This is a genomic window from Streptomyces sp. NPDC021080 (assembly GCF_044333225.1).
GTDB lineage: Bacteria > Actinomycetota > Actinomycetes > Streptomycetales > Streptomycetaceae > Streptomyces.
Map to the genome: position 1 here is coordinate 66895 of NZ_JBIRQM010000010.1, position 14534 is coordinate 81428.

A 14534-nucleotide genomic window follows, 5' to 3' on the forward strand; every position below is an offset into this window, starting at 1 on the left:
GGGTCGGGTGGGGCGCGGTTCCCCCCCCCCGGGCGGCCGCCCCCCCCCCCCGCCCCCGGGGGGGGGGGGGGCCGCGCGGGGGGGGGCGCCCCCCCCCCCCCCCCCCCCCGGGGCGGGGGCGCCCGACTCCCTGTCTTGCGCCGGTGTCCTGCTCCGCGGCGGCTTCCGGCAATGGCACGCTGTCCCCCATGCCCCGCGCTCCTCTGATGTCCGCCCTGCCCGCCCTGTGCTTCACGCTCATCACCTGGCAGGTCGTGGCGGGCGGCCCGCTCGTGCGCCTGGACGAGCGGCTGAGCGGCGCTCTCGTCCACCCGGACCGGTTCTCCGAACTGCTCGCCGACCTGGGCAGCGTCCAGGTGGCGGTTCCGGTCCTCGCCCTGGCGCTGTTCTTCGTCGCCCTGCGGAACCGCGCCGCCGGTCTGGACCGATGGTGGCTGCCCCCCGCCGCCGCCGCGGTCCTGATGGCCCTCGTCCCCGCGGTGATCGTGCCCCTGAAGGAACTCGTCGCCCGGCCGGGCCCCCCGGTCATGGGACCCGGCACCGGCTTCTATCCCTCGGGGCACACCGCCACCGCCGTCGTCGCGTACGGCGCGGCGACCCTGCTCCTCCTCCCCCAGCTCCGCACCGCAGGTGCCCGGGGCGCGCTGCTGTGCGTCTGCGCGGCCCTGAACGCGGGCGTGGCCTTCGGTCTGGCCCGGCGCGGCTACCACTGGCCACTGGACGTCGTGGCCAGTTGGTGCCTCTGCGCGATGCTGCTGTCCTGTCTGTGGCTCTTCCTCAGCCGAAGTACGCGTCGAAGTTCCGCGAGAACTCCCAGCCTCCGAACCGGTCCCAGTTGACCGACCATGTCATCAGGCCGCGCAGACCCGGCCAGGTGCCGTGGGTCGCGTACGAGCCGCAGTCGGTCCTCTTCGTCAGGCAGTTCAGGGTCTTGGTGACCTCGGCCGGGGACACGTAGCCGTTGCCGGCGTTCGTGGTGGCGGGCATGCCGATGGCTATCTGGTCCGGGCGCAGGGGCGGGAAGACGTTGTTCGCGTCGCCCGCCACCGGGAAGCCGGTCAGCAGCATGTCGGTCATCGCGATGTGGAAGTCGGCGCCGCCCATGGAGTGGTACTGGTTGTCGAGGCCCATGATCGACCCGGAGTTGTAGTCCTGGACGTGCAGCAGGGTCAGGTCGTCGCGCAGGGCGTAGATCACCGGGAGGTACGCTCCGGCGCGCGGGTCCTGGCCGCCCCACTTCCCCGTGCCGTAGTACTGGTACCCGAGCTGGACGAAGAACGTCTCCGGCGCCATGCTCAGGACGAACTTCGAACCGTACTTGGCCTTCAGGGTCTTCAGGGCCGAGATGAGGTTGACGATCACCGGGGTGGTCGGGCTCTTGAAGTTCGTGTCGCTCGCGTCCAGGGAGAGCGAGTGGCCCTCGAAGTCGATGTCCAGGCCGTCCAGGCCGTAGGTGTCGATGATCTTCGAGACCGAGGAGACGAAGGTGTCGCGGGCGGCCGCGGTGGTCAGCTGGACCTGTCCGTTCTGGCCGCCGATCGAGATCAGCACCTTCTTGCCGGCCGCCTGCTTGGCCTTGATCGCGGCTTTGAAGTCCGCGTCGCTCTCCACCGTGGGGCACTCGGTGACCGGGCAGCGGTTGAAGCGGATGTCGCCCGAGGTGACCGAGGTCGGTTCGCCGAACGCCAGGTCGATGACGTCCCAGCTGTCGGGCACGTCGGCCATGCGCGTGTATCCGGCGCCGTTGGCGAAGCTCGCGTGGAGGTAGCCGACGAGCGCGTGCGCGGGCAGGTCGGAGGAGCCGCCACCACCCCCGGAACCCGCCGAGGTGGTCGCGGTGACGGCCGCCGACTTCGCGGACTCGCCCGCGTCGTTGGTCGCGGCGACCTGGAAGGAGTAGGCGGTGGAGGCGGCGAGTCCGCTCACGGTGGCCGAGGTTCCGGTGGCCGTCTGGACCTTCGCCCCGTCGCGGTAGACGTTGTAGCCGGTCGCGCCGGACACCGCCGTCCAGGACAGGCCGACCGACGAGGAGGTGACCGTGCCGGTCTTCAGACCGGCGGGCGCGGCAGGCGGCTGGCCCGCGTCGACGCCGGGGCCGGTGAGGGAGAGGTCGTCGGCCCAGTAGGCGCCGGTGCCGTACCAGCCGTGCGTGTAGATCGTGACCTGGGTGGTGGCGGCGCCGGTGCGGAAGGTGGTGCTGAGCTGCTGCCAGTCGGCGGCGGACGGGGTCCAGGTGCTGACGTCGGTGGTGCCGGTGCCGCTCGCGCCGAGGTAGACGTAAGCGCCGCGGACGTAGCCGGAGAGGGTGTACTGCGCGTCGGGCTTCACCGTCACGGTCTGCGAGCACTGCGCGTAGTCGCTGCCGGCCGGGGTCGCCATCATCGCCGAACTTCCGCCGTGCACTGGCGAGTTGACGATCGTCGACGCCGTGCAGGTCCAGTTGCCCAGCCCCGACTCGAAGCCGCCGTTGCGGGCGAGGTCGGCGTCGGCCGCGCGGGCGGCCGACGAGAGCGCGACGAGGCCTGGCACGGCCAGGACGGTGGCCGTACAGGCGGCGAGCAGCCGGCGGCGACGGTGCGCGAGGGGTCTGCCGGGTCGGGTGGGGTCCATGACTGCCTCCGGGCATGGGGGAGTTGGAGGAGGGAACGCGCGCCCAACTTGGTCCAGACCAATTCGGTTGTCAAGTCCCCCGGCAGGCAACGGAGTTCGCCGTTCCACCGGAGCGGCCCCCGCGCCGCCGCCGGAACGGCCCCTGGCAGGGATCGCCGTCGGCCCCCTCGGCTCCCCTCACCGGGACCGCCGCCGGAACCGGCCCCTCACCCGCCGCCGGCCTCCTCCTCACCCCCGCCGGTCCCCTTTCCGGGCGAGACCGGCCGCGGCCTCGTGCATGGCCAGTTCGAGCAGCGCCGGGTCCGTGAGCGTGCCCGAGCCGTCCGGCGGGACCAGCCAGCGGACCCCTCCGGTCGCCCGCCCGGGATACGGCACCACGATCCAGGTGCCGTGGCCCGCCGTGCGCACCCCCGTGCCCAGCCACCGGGCCGCGGTGCCCGCGGGCACGAAGAAGCCCATCCGGGCGTCGCCGAAGTCGACGAGCACCGGCCCGGGCTGGTCGAGCACCCGGGTCAGCACGTCGAGGGTCGGATAGCCGAGTTCGGCCGGCAGGATCAGGACGTCCCAGGCCCGCCCCGCGGGCAGCAGCGCGACCCCGCGCGGACTGCGCTCCCACTCCCAGCGGCAGGCCTCGGGGTCCGGAGCCACGGATGCCAGCCACTCGACCGCCGCCTTGGGCTCTGTCATGACGGAACCTCCCTCTCATGTCGACGCGGTCGCGTCACAGAGGAGAGGGAGGTTCAGGTCGTGCATTACGCGGGTTCCGGCCACGCGTTGACAGAAATTCGAATAACTCCGCCCACGCTCGTGCTGTCGGCTGTCGGCTGTCAGGCGTCAGCTGTCGAAGCCGAGGCCCAGCTTGTCCATCGTCTTCAGCCACAGATTGCGACGGCCGCCATGGGTGTCCGCGCGGGCCAGCGACCACTTGGTGAGCGCGATGCCGGTCCAGGCGAAGGGCTCGGGCGGGAACGGCAGCGGCTTCCTGCGGACCATCTCCAGCTCGGTGCGTTCGGTCCGCTCCCCCGCCAGCAGGTCGAGCATCACCTCCGCCCCGAACCGGGTGGCGCCCACACCGAGGCCCGTGTAGCCGGCCGCGTAGGCGACCTTGCCCCGGTGCGCGCCGCCGAAGAACGCCGAGAAGCGGGAGCAGGTGTCGATCGCCCCGCCCCAGGCGTGCGAGAAGCGGACGCCCTCCAGCTGCGGGAAGCAGGTGAAGAAGTGCTCGGCGAGCTTGGCGTACGTCTCCGGGCGGTCGTCGTACTCGGCGCGCACCCGGCCGCCGTACGGGTAGATCGCGTCGTAGCCGCCCCACAGGATCCGGTTGTCGGCCGACAGCCGGAAGTAGTGGAACTGGTTCGCCGAGTCGCCGAGTCCCTGGCGGTTCTTCCAGCCGATGGAGGCGAGCTGGTCGGCGGTGAGCGGCTCGGTCATGAGCGCGTAGTCGTAGACCGGGACGGTGTACGGGCGAACGCGCTTGACCAGGTTGGGAAAGATGTTGGTGCCGAGGGCCACGCGGCGGGCACGGACCGAGCCGTACGGGGTACGGACGGCCATGCCGGCACCGGCCGGCTTCAGGTCGAGGGCGGGCGTGTGCTCGTACACCCGCACGCCGAGCTCGATGCACGCGCGCTTGAGGCCCCAGGCCAGCTTGGCCGGGTGGAGCATGGCGACCCCGCGGCGGTCGTGCAGCCCGGCCAGGAAGGTCGGGGAGTCGACCTGTTCCCGGACCGCCGCGGTGTCGAGGAACTCGATGCCGTCGGCGAGGCCCTGCCGCTCCAGCTCCTGGTGCCACTCGCGCAGTTCGGCCGCCTGGTGCGGCTCGGTGGCGACGTCGATCTCACCGCTGCGCTCGAAGTCGCAGTCGAGGGAGTAACGGGCGACGGCCGCCTCGATCTCGTCGAGGTTGCGGGCGCCCAGCTCCTCCAGCTTCCCGATCTCGTCCGGCCAGCGGGTGAGCCCGTTGGACAGACCGTGGGTGAGGGAGGCGGCGCAGAAGCCGCCGTTGCGGCCCGAGGCGGCCCAGCCCACCTCGCGCCCTTCCAGCAGGACGACATCCCGCCCGGGGTCGCGCTCCTTGGCGATCAGCGCGGTCCACAGTCCGCTGTAACCGCCGCCGACGACGAGCAGGTCGCAGGTCTCGGCGCCGGTGAGCGCGGGCTCGGGGTGGGGTTTGCCGGGGTCGTCCAGCCAGTACGGGACCGGCTGGGCGTCGGAAAGGGATTTCGTCCACTGATTACCACGGGTCATGGCGCTTGGGGCCATGATTTCAACTCCCTACAAGGGTGACGGGCGTTATGCCTTCTGCCTGTTCCGGCGGTTTCCGATGACCATTCCGGACAGGACGAACAGGACGGCGACGAGGAACATGGCCGTACCGATGACATTGATCTGAACGGGTGTTCCGCGCTGTGCCGAACCCCAGACGAACATGGGGAACGTGACGGTCGAGCCCGCGTTGAAATTGGTGATGATGAAATCGTCGAAGGAGAGCGCGAAGGCGAGCAGCGCGCCCGCGGCGATCCCGGGGGCCGCGATGGGCAGGGTGACCCGCAGGAACGTCTGCGCCGGGCCGGCGTAGAGGTCCTGGGCCGCCTGTTCCAGCCTCGGGTCCATCGACATGACACGGGCCTTGACGGCCGTGACGACGAAGCTGAGGCAGAACATGATGTGGGCGATCAGGATCGTCCAGAAGCCGAGCTGGGCGCCCATGTTGAGGAACAGGGTGAGCAGCGAGGCGGCCATGACGACCTCGGGCATCGCCATCGGCAGGAAGATCAGCGAGTTCACGGCGCCGCGCGCGCGGAAGCGGTAGCGGACCAGCGCGAAGGCGATCATCGTGCCGAGGGCGGTGGCCCCGATCGTCGCCCAGACGGCGATCTGGAGGCTGAGCCCGAGCGAGCCGCACATGTCGGCGACGCCGCACGGGTCCTTCCAGGCGTCCAGGGAGAACTGCTGCCACTCGTAGTTGAAGCGCCCCTTCGGCTTGTTGAAGGAGAACACGGTGACGACGATGTTGGGCAGCAGCAGATAGGCGAGCGTCGTCAGTCCCGCGATGACGACGAGATGGCGCTTGAGCCAGTTGACGAAGGGCATTTAGACCAGGTCCTCCGTCCCGGACCGGCGGATGTAGACCGTGACCATGAGAAGGATCGCGGCCATGAGGATGAAGGAGAGAGCGGCGGCCGTCGGATAGTCCAGGATCCTCAGGAACTGGGTCTGGATGACGTTGCCGATCATGCGGGTGTCGGTCGAGCCGAGCAGTTCCGCGTTGACGTAGTCGCCGGCCGCCGGAATGAAGGTGAGCAGTGTTCCGGAGACCACGCCCGGCATCGACAGCGGGAAGGTGACCTTGCGGAAGGTCGTCCAGGGCCTGGCGTACAGGTCGCCCGCGGCCTCGTGCAGCCGGCCGTCGATGCGCTCCAGCGAGGTGTAGAGCGGCAGGATCATGAACGGCAGGAAGTTGTACGTCAGACCGCACACGACGGCGAGCGGTGTCGCGAGGACGCGGTCGCCGGCCGTCCAGCCGAGCCAGTCCGTGGCGGCCAGGACGTGCAGCGAGTTCAGCGTGTGCACGACCGGGCCGTTGTCGGCGAGGATCGTCTTCCAGGCCAGGGTGCGGATCAGGAAGCTGGTGAAGAAGGGCGCGATCACCAGGATCATGATCAGGTTGCGCCAGCGGCCCGCCCGGAAGGCGATCAGGTACGCCAGCGGGTAGCCGAGCAGCAGGCACAGGACCGTGGCGGCGGCCGCGTAGGAGACCGAGCGCAGGAACTGCGGCCAGTACTCGGCGAGCGAGTCCCAGTAGGTCGCGAAGTGCCAGGTGACCTTGTAGCCCTCCTCCAGGGAGCCCGTCTGCACGGACGTGGAGGCCTGGTAGATCATCGGCAGCGCGAAGAAGACGACCAGCCAGAGCAGGCCGGGCAGCAGCAGCCAGTACGGGGTCCATCTGCCGCGCTTGCGCGGCGGCTTCTTCTCGGGGATCGGCGTCACGGGTGGCGCCTCGGTGACGACGGCCATCAGGCGGCCTCCTCCTCGGCCGTGTCGACGCCCGCGTCGATGTCCTGGGCCGCGTCGAGGCCGAAGGTGTGCGCCGGGCTCCAGTGCAGGACGACGTCCGCGCCGGGGACCAGCCGGGAGTCCCGGTCGACGTTCTGGGCGTAGACCTCGAACTCGGGGCAGACGGCGCTGTCGATGACGTACTGCGTGGAGACGCCGATGAAGCTCGAGTCGGCGATCTTGCCGGTGATCCGGTTGCGGCCGGCGGGTATCTCGCCCGCGTCGTCGGCGTGCGTGAGGGAGATCTTCTCCGGGCGGACGCCGACGAGCACCTTGCCGCCGGTGCGCGCCGGGGCGGAACAGCGTGCCTCGGGCAGCACCAGCTTGCCGCCGCCCGCCTTCAGGACGATGTCCGCGCCGCTCCTGGAGTCGACCTCGGCCTCGATGAGGTTCGAGGTGCCGAGGAAGTTGGCGACGAACGTGGTCTGCGGGTTCTCGTAGAGGTCGGCGGGCGCGCCGAGCTGTTCGACACGGCCCGCGTTCATCACGGCGACCGTGTCGGCCATGGTCATGGCCTCCTCCTGGTCGTGCGTGACGTGCACGAAGGTGATGCCGACCTCGGTCTGGATCCGCTTGAGCTCCAGCTGCATCTGACGGCGCAGCTTGAGGTCGAGGGCGCCCAGCGGCTCGTCCAGGAGCAGCACCTTGGGGTGGTTGATCAGCGCGCGGGCGACCGCGACACGCTGCTGCTGGCCGCCGGAGAGCTGGTGGGGTTTCTTGCGTGCCTGCTCGCCGAGCTGGACGAGGTCGAGCATCTCGTCGACCTGCTTCTTGACGCTCTTGATCCCGCGCCGGCGCAGGCCGAAGGCGACGTTCTCGAAGATGTCCAGGTGCGGGAAGAGCGCGTACGACTGGAAGACGGTGTTCACCGGCCGCTTGTAGGGCGGCAGGTACGTCACCTCCTGGTCGCCGAGGTGCACGGTGCCGGAGGAGGGTTCCTCCAGACCGGCGATCATGCGCAGGGTGGTGGTCTTGCCGCAGCCCGAGGCGCCGAGCAGGGCGAAGAACGAACCCTGCGGCACGGTCAGGTCGAGCGGTTGCACGGCGGTGAAGCCGTTGTCGTAGGTCTTGCTGATCCCGGTGAGGCGGACGTCGCCGCTGTTCTCTGTCGTCATCATCGTCACGCCCCTGTGAGCTTCGCGAACTTCTCTTCGTAGGCCGTCTCTTCCTTCTGGCTCAGCGCCCGGAAGGAGTGGGACCTGGCCTGCATGGCCTTGTCGGGGACGATCAGCGGGTTGTTCGCCGCGTCCTGGTCGATCTTGGCAAGGTAGGGCTTCACGCCTTCGACCGGAGTCGCGTAGTTGATGTACGCGGCGAGCTCGGCGGCCTGCTGAGGCTCGTAGTAGAAGTCGATCAGCCTCTCGGCGTTCGTCTTGTGACGCGCCTTGTTGGGGACCAGCAGGTTGTCGGTCGACGTCATGTAGCCGCTGTCGGGGATGACGAAGTCGACGTCCGGGCTGTCGTTCTTGAGCTGGACGATGTCGCCGGCCCAGGCGACACAGGCCGCGATGTCGCCCTTGGTCAGGTCGGACGTGTAGTCGTTGCCCGTGAAGCGGCGGATCTGGCCCTTGTCGACGGCCTTCTGGAGCCGGGCGATCGCCGCGTCGAAGTCGTCGTCGGTGAACTTCGCCGGGTCCTTGCCCATGTCGAGCAGGGTCATGCCCATGGTGTCGCGCATCTCGGACAGGAACGAGACCCGGCCCTTCAGCTTCGGGTTGTCGAGGAGGTCGGAGACCGACTTCACCTCGATCCCGTCGAGCGCCTTCTTGTTGAAGGCGACGATGGTGGGGATGCCCTGCCACGGGTACGAGTAGGCGCGTCCCGGGTCCCAGTCGGGGTTGCGGAACTGCGGCGACAGGTTGGTGTAGGCGTGCGGCAGGTTGGACGGGTCCAGTTTCTGCACCCAGCCCAGCCGGATCACGCGCGCGGCCAGCCAGTCGGTGAGGACCATCAGGTCGCGGCCGGTTTCCTGGCCCGCGGCGAGCTGCGGCTTGATCTTGGCGAAGAACTCGTTGTTGTCGTTGATGTCCTCGGTGTACTTCACCGAGATACCGGTCCGCTTGCGGAAGGTGTCCAGCGTCGGGTGGTGCTTGCCGCTGTCGTCGAGGTCGATGTACTCGGTCCAGTTGGAGAAGTTGAGGGTCTTCTCCGTGGCCGAGTGGTCCTGGGCGGACGTGCCGCCCTGGGTCCTGCCGGCGGCGGGGATCCCGCAGCCGGTCAACGCCCCGAATCCGCCGACGGCCAGAGCGCCGCCCGCCGAGGCGCGCAGCAGTGAACGACGGGTGAGGGACGCCCTGCCACTGCGGAGGCTGCGCCGCATGGCGGCCAGTTGCACCGGGGACAGGCGTTCGGGCTCGTACTGCTCCATGCTCTGATGCCCTTTCGGATGGGTCGCGGCCGTGGTCGCGGCCTGGTCTGCCACTGGGCCGTAGCCGGTGGACGGTCTACGGCCGGTCCCCGAAGACCGTGCGGTGCCAGTCCTTCCTGGCGACCGCGGTGTTGTCGAACATGACGTGCTTGACCTGTGTGTACTCCTCGAAGGAGTAGGCGGACATGTCCTTGCCGAAGCCGGATGCCTTGTAACCGCCGTGCGGCATCTCGCTGATGATCGGGATGTGGTCGTTGACCCACACGCAGCCGGCCTTGATCTCACGGGTCGCGCGGTTGGCCCGGTAGACGTCACGGCTCCAGGCGGAGGCGGCGAGTCCGTACGGAGTGTCGTTGGCCAGCGCGATGCCCTCGTCGTCGCTGTCGAACGGGAGCACCACGAGGACCGGGCCGAAGATCTCGGCCTGCACGATCTCGCTGTCCTGCGCGGCGTCGGCGACGAGCGTGGGCGCGTAGTACGCGCCGCTCTTGAGTTCTCCCTGCGGAGCCTCGCCGCCGGTCACCACGCGCGCGTAGCCGCGGGCCCGGTCGACGAATCCGGCGACACGGTCGCGCTGGGCGTGCGAGATCAGCGGGCCGAGGTCGGTGCCGGACGCGAACGGGTCGCCCACGCGGACGCTCGCCATCAGCGCCGCGGTGCGCTCCACGAAGGCGTCGTAGAGCGGCCGTTGCACGTACGCGCGCGTGGCGGCGGTGCAGTCCTGGCCGGTGTTGATGAGCGATCCGGCGACCGCGCCCTGCACGGCGGCCTCCAGATCCGCGTCGTCGAAGACGAGGAAGGGCGCCTTGCCGCCGAGTTCCAGGTGCAGGCGCTTGACGGTCGAGGTGGCGATCTCGGCGACACGCTTGCCGACGGCCGTCGACCCGGTGAAGGACGTCATGGCGACGTCGGGGTGTCCGACGAGGTGCTCCCCGGCCTCCTTGCCCAGCCCCGTGACGATGTTGACGACACCGTCCGGGATGCCCGCGTGGGTGGCCGCCTCGGCGAACAGCAGGGAGGTGAGCGGGGTCAGTTCGGCGGGCTTCAGCACGATCGTGTTGCCGGCCGCGATCGCCGGGAGGATCTTCCAGGCGGCCATCTGGAGCGGGTAGTTCCAGGGCGCGATGGAGCCGATGACACCGATGGGCTCGCGGCGCACGTACGAGGTGTGGTCGCCGGAGTACTCACCGGCCGACTGGCCCTGCAGATGCCGGGCGGCGCCCGCGAAGAACGCGGTGTTGTCGATGGTTCCCGGGACGTCGAACTCGCGGGTCAGCTTGAGGGGCTTTCCGCACTGCAGCGACTCGGCCCGGGCGAACTCCTCGGCCCGCTCGGCGAGCACGGCGGCGAACCGGTGCAGCGCGTCGGACCGCTCTCCGGGGGTGGTGGCCGCCCAGCCGGGGAACGCCGCGCGGGCGGCCGCGACGGCCGCGTCCACGTCGGCGGTGCTCGCCAGCTCGTACGTGTACACCTCCTCGCCGGTGGCGGGGTTCACGACCGCGTGCGTCCGGCCGGAGGTGCCCTTCGTCAGGCGGCCTCCGATGAACTGCGCGCCGTCCGCGAGGCGTTCCTGCGCCTGGAAGCGATGGCCCGGATTGTGCATGTCGCTCTCCTCCGCCGTCCTCCCCGTCGAGACGAGGGTCGGCGTAGCTCCAGCTCGATTTGAGTGCCGATCCTGACAGAGCCGATGGACTCCAACAAGTGATTCCGTTGTTGCCTTTTGGTTACGCGACGGAATCCTTTGACCAGGTGTCGAGTCCTCCCGGAAAAGGCGGGACGGTGTGTCAGTGGTGCGTGCCACAGTGGCGTGCATGGGGAAGATCGATACACGGGACGCGCTGGTCACTGCTGTCGCGTCGGGGACGCCGGTGAAGTACCTGCACTTCTGGGGGCACCGCCCGAGAGCGGACGGCACGGTGGGACCGAGCTGTCTCAGCCAATGGTGGCCGTCACCCTTCGTGGTCGAAGGGGTCGAATACGCGACGGCGGAACACTGGATGATGGCCTCCAAGGCGCGCCTGTTCGGGGACGCCGAGGCAGAGCGCCAGGCCGTCGGCGCGGCGAACCCTGCGCTCGCCAAGAAGGCGGGGCGGCTGGTGCGCGGCTTCGACGAGGCGGTGTGGGGGCGCGAGCGGTTCGGGATCGTCGTCGAGGGCAGCGTCCACAAGTTCGCCGCTGACCCCGCCCTGCGGGCGTTCCTGCTGGGCACGGGCGGGCGGGTGCTGGTCGAGGCGAGCCCCATGGACCGGGTCTGGGGCATCGGACTCGCCGCCACCGACCAGGGCGCCTTCGACCCCCGCCGCTGGCGGGGCGAGAACCTGCTGGGCTTCGCCCTGATGGAGGCACGCGAGCGGCTTCGCTAGCCGCTGGGCTCAGCAGGGGACGCCGGGCCCGGCCGGCTCGCCCTCCGGGTGCGCGCGGCGGTCGCCGGCCTCGGCGCGCCGGGCGACGCGGCTCCGCAGGTGCCCATCGCCACGGCCGCGCGCGGGCCCGACAGCGCGGCCACCCGGATGCGACGGCGGGTGATCCGGCTGAGACTGTGCCCGTGACCGGCATCGATGCAGCGCGGAACGACACCTCGCACCCAGGGCCTCGCGCCCCGAACCAGTCGCTCGCGCTGGCGGCGATGCTCTTCGCCGTGGCGATGACGTTCATCGACCAGACGATCGTCTCCATCGCCGCACCGGACATCGTCCGCGAGCTGGGGCTCTCGGCGTCCGGGATGCAGTGGGTGGTGAACGCCTACCTGTTGTCCCTGGCCGCGTTCTTCGCCCTCGGCGGACGGCTGGCCGACCTGCTCGGGCCACGCCGGGTCGTGGTCGTCGGCACCCTCGTGTTCGTCGTCTCGTCGGTGCTGTGCGGCTGTGTGCCCGAGGGAGACTTCGCCCAGACCTGGCTGATCGTCTTCAGGGCGACCCAGGGCCTGGGAGCCGCTCTCCTGTTCCCCGCGGCACTCGCCGTGGTCGTGGCCGTGTTCCCGGTGGAGCGGCGCGGCCGGGCCCTGGCACTGTTCTTCGGACTGTCGGGAGCGCTGACGGCCATCGGCCCGCTGCTGGGCGGCTGGCTCACGGCGTGGACCTGGCGGGCGATCTTCTGGGTCAACGTGCCCGTCGCCGTGGTGGCGCTCGTCCTGACCGTGCTGGCGCAGATCCCCGACCGGCGGCGCGACGAGTCGCTGGACGTCGTCGGGGCCGTGCTCATCGCGGTGGGCATGGGCCTGAGCGTGCTCGGATTCCAGCAGGCCGCCTCCTGGGGCTGGGACAGCGCGGCGACCTGGGGCTGCATCGCGGGCGGCCTCGTCGTCCTGATCGTCTTCTGGCGCTACGAGCGGGACAGGGCCCACCCGCTGGTCAACCTGGCGGTCTTCCGGGACAAGGCGTTCACCGTGGACGCCCTGGTGCTCTTCTTCGCCATGCTCGCCTTCGTCCCGGTGTTCTTCTTCGCCTCGGTGTACGCGCAGGTCTCCCTCAGCGCCTCGCCCAACCAGGCGGCGCTGTACCTGCTGTACTTCTTCGCGGGCTTCGCGATCGCCTCCCAGTGGGGCGGCCGCATGCTCGACAAGCGGGGCGCCCGGCCGGCCATGAAGATCGGCACCATCCTGGGCGCGGTCGGGTTCTACCTCTGGGCCGGCAAGCTGACCGACCTGTCCATGCACGACCAGTGGCCGTACGTCGCCCTCGCGGGTGCCGGTATCGGCTTCATCCTGGCGCCCGCGTCCACCGACGCCGTCAACCGGTCCATCGGCGCCTCCTACGGCGAGGTCACCGGCATCACCCAGACCGTCCGCAACTACGCGGCGAGCGTGGGGCTCGCCGTCTTCGGGACCGTCCTGACCCACACCATGACGGACAAGGTGGTCTCGACGCTCCAGTCCCGCGGCCTGTCGTCGGCACAGGCCCACGGGGTGGCCGACGACATCGCCCAGGCGATCACGGGCAACGGCGACGCACGGCAGCCCACCGGTACCGGCGCCGCCGCGTCGACCATGCGCGATGTGATGACGAGTGTGCGGACGGACTTCGCCGAGGCCAATCAGTACGTCTTCTACGGCATGGCGATCGCGCTCGCCGTCGGCTTCCTCTGCGCCCTGCGCCACCCCGGAGACCGGGGCGGGTCGACGGCGACGGACGACCAGGACGCGGCGAAGGGCCAGGACACGCCGACGGGCCGGGCCGAACCGTCGCGGGCCGACTGACGCCGCCCGCGGGCCGACTGACGCCGCCCGTGGGCCGACCCGCGGGCGGGCAGGCGGGCCGGGCGGCCGCGGGTCACCGCCGGTCCGCCACCGACGACGCCACCAACCACGTCGAGAAGCCGTCGTCGCCGCCCGCGCCACCGCTGCCGTCGTGCCGGGCGAAGGCGATGACGAGGACGAACACGGCGACGGCGAGGACGAGCCCGACGGCTCCCAGGATGACCCCGGCCAGGGCCTGCCCGGCGTTCGTGGCCTCACCGCGGCGGGCCTTGGCCCGGCCGATCAGGCCGAAGATCACGGCGAGGACGCCCAGCACGATCGCCAGCGGCCACACGATGAACAGGACCGCGGCGATGATGCCCAGCACGAGCCCGGCGGTTCCCAGCCCGTTGCTGGGCATGGACTGCGTCAGGGGCCAGCCGTAGCCCGGTGCTCCCGGATAGGCGGCACCCGCGGGAGCACCGGGGTACTGCGGGTGGCCGTAGCCGTAGCCGTACGGGAGGCCCGGGCCGTCGGGGGCGATCGGCGGCGGCGGGACGTGCTCGCCGGGAGCGGGCTGCGGGTAGGGGGTGCGGGGAGCCGGCGGCGCGAAGGGACTGTGGCCCGTCGGCGGCGCGAAGGGGTTGTTCGCCGTCGGCGGCGCGAAGGGGTTGTCCCAGGAGGGGACTCCGGGGCTTCCGGGTCCTGGCGGGACCGGCGCGCCGGGCATCGAGGTGATCGCCGGAAGACCGTACGCCGGCGGAGGCGCGGCACTTCCCCGGGCGGTCCCCCCGGACGAGGCGATCTCCTCGGGCGGCGCCCAGGGATCGAACTCGGACCTCCCGTCGGCGTCCGGCTTCCCGAGGGAGATCCGGGCGTCGGGGGCGGGGGTGGTGAAGGGCGCGGCGGCCTGCGCGGGCACGGAACCCTTCGGCTCGGCACCGGACGCGGCGGCCGATGCGGACGCCGCGTGCCCCGGTCCGTCGTCGAACGCGCTGTCCGCCCCCCACCGCGCGGCCTCCTCGGGCCCGGGCCCCGGATCACCGTCGCGGGCTCCGCCCGACGGAGCGGCCGTGTCGTCCGGGGCGGCGGCCGGCGCCCCGTGATCCGGGCCGGCAGCGGGTTCCTCGTGATCGGGGCCGGCGCCGGGCGCGCGGTCCACGCCGGACGTCGCCTCCGCCACGGATCCGGAATCCGGCACAGGACCGGAGCCCGCCGCAGGACCGGAATCCGGCGCGGCACTCGTCCCGGCCGACCCGCTCCGCTCAGGTGACCCGCTCCGCGCGGACGTCGGGTTCGCCCCGCCCGGCGGAGCCCACGCACCCG

Annotated in this window: 12 protein-coding genes; 3 read left to right on the top strand and 9 right to left on the bottom strand. The window is 70.9% G+C overall.

Features of this window, described 5'->3' with window-relative positions; translation table 11 throughout:
• The first annotated feature begins 188 nt into the window (after positions 1–188).
• Positions 189–839, top strand: a complete 651-nt coding sequence (locus ACH4S8_RS24600) for a phosphatase PAP2 family protein (protein ID WP_398397476.1) — start codon at positions 189–191, stop codon at positions 837–839.
• Here the strand turns inward: ACH4S8_RS24600 and ACH4S8_RS24605 are convergent.
• From ACH4S8_RS24605 to ACH4S8_RS24640, 8 genes are all read right to left on the bottom strand, one after another.
• Positions 778–2610, bottom strand: a complete 1833-nt coding sequence (locus ACH4S8_RS24605) for a chitinase (protein ID WP_398397478.1) — start codon at positions 2608–2610, stop codon at positions 778–780. The genes ACH4S8_RS24600 and ACH4S8_RS24605 overlap by 62 nt on opposite strands.
• Positions 2611–2838: 228 nt before the next feature.
• The gene (locus ACH4S8_RS24610) at positions 2839–3297 is read right to left on the bottom strand and encodes a hypothetical protein (RefSeq protein WP_398397480.1); all 459 of its coding nucleotides are present in this window, start codon (positions 3295–3297) and stop codon (positions 2839–2841) included.
• 147 nt (positions 3298–3444) lie between these two features.
• Positions 3445–4872 (bottom strand): NAD(P)/FAD-dependent oxidoreductase, encoded by a 1428-nt coding sequence (locus tag ACH4S8_RS24615; RefSeq protein ID WP_398397482.1) that lies wholly within the window; start codon positions 4870–4872, stop codon positions 3445–3447.
• Positions 4873–4902: 30 nt separating this feature from the next.
• Positions 4903–5703, bottom strand: coding sequence for an ABC transporter permease (locus ACH4S8_RS24620; RefSeq protein ID WP_398397484.1), 801 nt, complete (start codon positions 5701–5703; stop codon positions 4903–4905).
• The gene (locus ACH4S8_RS24625) at positions 5704–6627 is read right to left on the bottom strand and encodes an ABC transporter permease (RefSeq protein ID WP_398397486.1); all 924 of its coding nucleotides are present in this window, start codon (positions 6625–6627) and stop codon (positions 5704–5706) included.
• Positions 6627–7781 carry an ABC transporter ATP-binding protein gene (locus ACH4S8_RS24630; RefSeq protein ID WP_398398045.1) on the bottom strand — a complete coding sequence of 385 codons (1155 nt, stop codon included), beginning with the start codon at positions 7779–7781 and terminating at the stop codon, positions 6627–6629. Before ACH4S8_RS24630 ends, ACH4S8_RS24625 begins: the two co-directional genes overlap by 1 nt.
• A 5-nt stretch (positions 7782–7786) precedes the next feature.
• Positions 7787–9034 carry a spermidine/putrescine ABC transporter substrate-binding protein gene (locus ACH4S8_RS24635; RefSeq protein ID WP_398397489.1) on the bottom strand — a complete coding sequence of 416 codons (1248 nt, stop codon included), beginning with the start codon at positions 9032–9034 and terminating at the stop codon, positions 7787–7789.
• A gap of 76 nt (positions 9035–9110) precedes the next feature.
• A complete protein-coding gene (locus ACH4S8_RS24640) occupies positions 9111–10637 on the bottom strand; it encodes a gamma-aminobutyraldehyde dehydrogenase (protein ID WP_398397491.1) in 1527 nt (508 codons plus the stop codon).
• 208 nt (positions 10638–10845) lie between these two features.
• On the opposite strand from ACH4S8_RS24640, the gene ACH4S8_RS24645 reads away from it, so the two are divergent.
• Together ACH4S8_RS24645 and ACH4S8_RS24650 are read left to right on the top strand one after the other, a co-directional pair.
• Positions 10846–11397 (top strand): NADAR family protein, encoded by a 552-nt coding sequence (locus tag ACH4S8_RS24645; protein WP_398397493.1) that lies wholly within the window; start codon positions 10846–10848, stop codon positions 11395–11397.
• Between the two features lie 263 nt (positions 11398–11660).
• Entirely contained in the window at positions 11661–13229 is a 1569-nt protein-coding gene (locus ACH4S8_RS24650; RefSeq protein ID WP_398398047.1) for an MFS transporter, read from the top strand.
• 73 nt (positions 13230–13302) lie between these two features.
• Here ACH4S8_RS24650 and ACH4S8_RS24655 read toward each other — a convergent pair whose 3' ends face one another.
• Positions 13303–14391, bottom strand: coding sequence for a DUF4190 domain-containing protein (locus tag ACH4S8_RS24655; RefSeq protein WP_398397495.1), 1089 nt, complete (start codon positions 14389–14391; stop codon positions 13303–13305).
• Between the last annotated feature and the right edge of the window lie 143 nt (positions 14392–14534).

Bases quoted from the DNA above. Each gene is read 5' to 3' on its own strand.
- ACH4S8_RS24650 (WP_398398047.1), top strand. From the start codon at position 11,661: ATGCTCTTCGCCGTGGCGATGACGTTCATCGACCAGACGATCGTCTCC.
- ACH4S8_RS24640 (WP_398397491.1), bottom strand. From the start codon at position 10,637: ATGCACAATCCGGGCCATCGCTTCCAGGCGCAGGAACGCCTCGCGGAC.
- ACH4S8_RS24625 (WP_398397486.1), bottom strand. From the start codon at position 6,627: ATGGCCGTCGTCACCGAGGCGCCACCCGTGACGCCGATCCCCGAGAAG.
- ACH4S8_RS24605 (WP_398397478.1), bottom strand. From the start codon at position 2,610: ATGGACCCCACCCGACCCGGCAGACCCCTCGCGCACCGTCGCCGCCGG.
- ACH4S8_RS24600 (WP_398397476.1), top strand. From the start codon at position 189: ATGCCCCGCGCTCCTCTGATGTCCGCCCTGCCCGCCCTGTGCTTCACG.
- ACH4S8_RS24615 (WP_398397482.1), bottom strand. From the start codon at position 4,872: ATGGCCCCAAGCGCCATGACCCGTGGTAATCAGTGGACGAAATCCCTT.
- ACH4S8_RS24610 (WP_398397480.1), bottom strand. From the start codon at position 3,297: ATGACAGAGCCCAAGGCGGCGGTCGAGTGGCTGGCATCCGTGGCTCCG.
- ACH4S8_RS24620 (WP_398397484.1), bottom strand. From the start codon at position 5,703: ATGCCCTTCGTCAACTGGCTCAAGCGCCATCTCGTCGTCATCGCGGGA.
- ACH4S8_RS24635 (WP_398397489.1), bottom strand. From the start codon at position 9,034: ATGGAGCAGTACGAGCCCGAACGCCTGTCCCCGGTGCAACTGGCCGCC.
- ACH4S8_RS24645 (WP_398397493.1), top strand. From the start codon at position 10,846: ATGGGGAAGATCGATACACGGGACGCGCTGGTCACTGCTGTCGCGTCG.
- ACH4S8_RS24630 (WP_398398045.1), bottom strand. From the start codon at position 7,781: ATGACGACAGAGAACAGCGGCGACGTCCGCCTCACCGGGATCAGCAAG.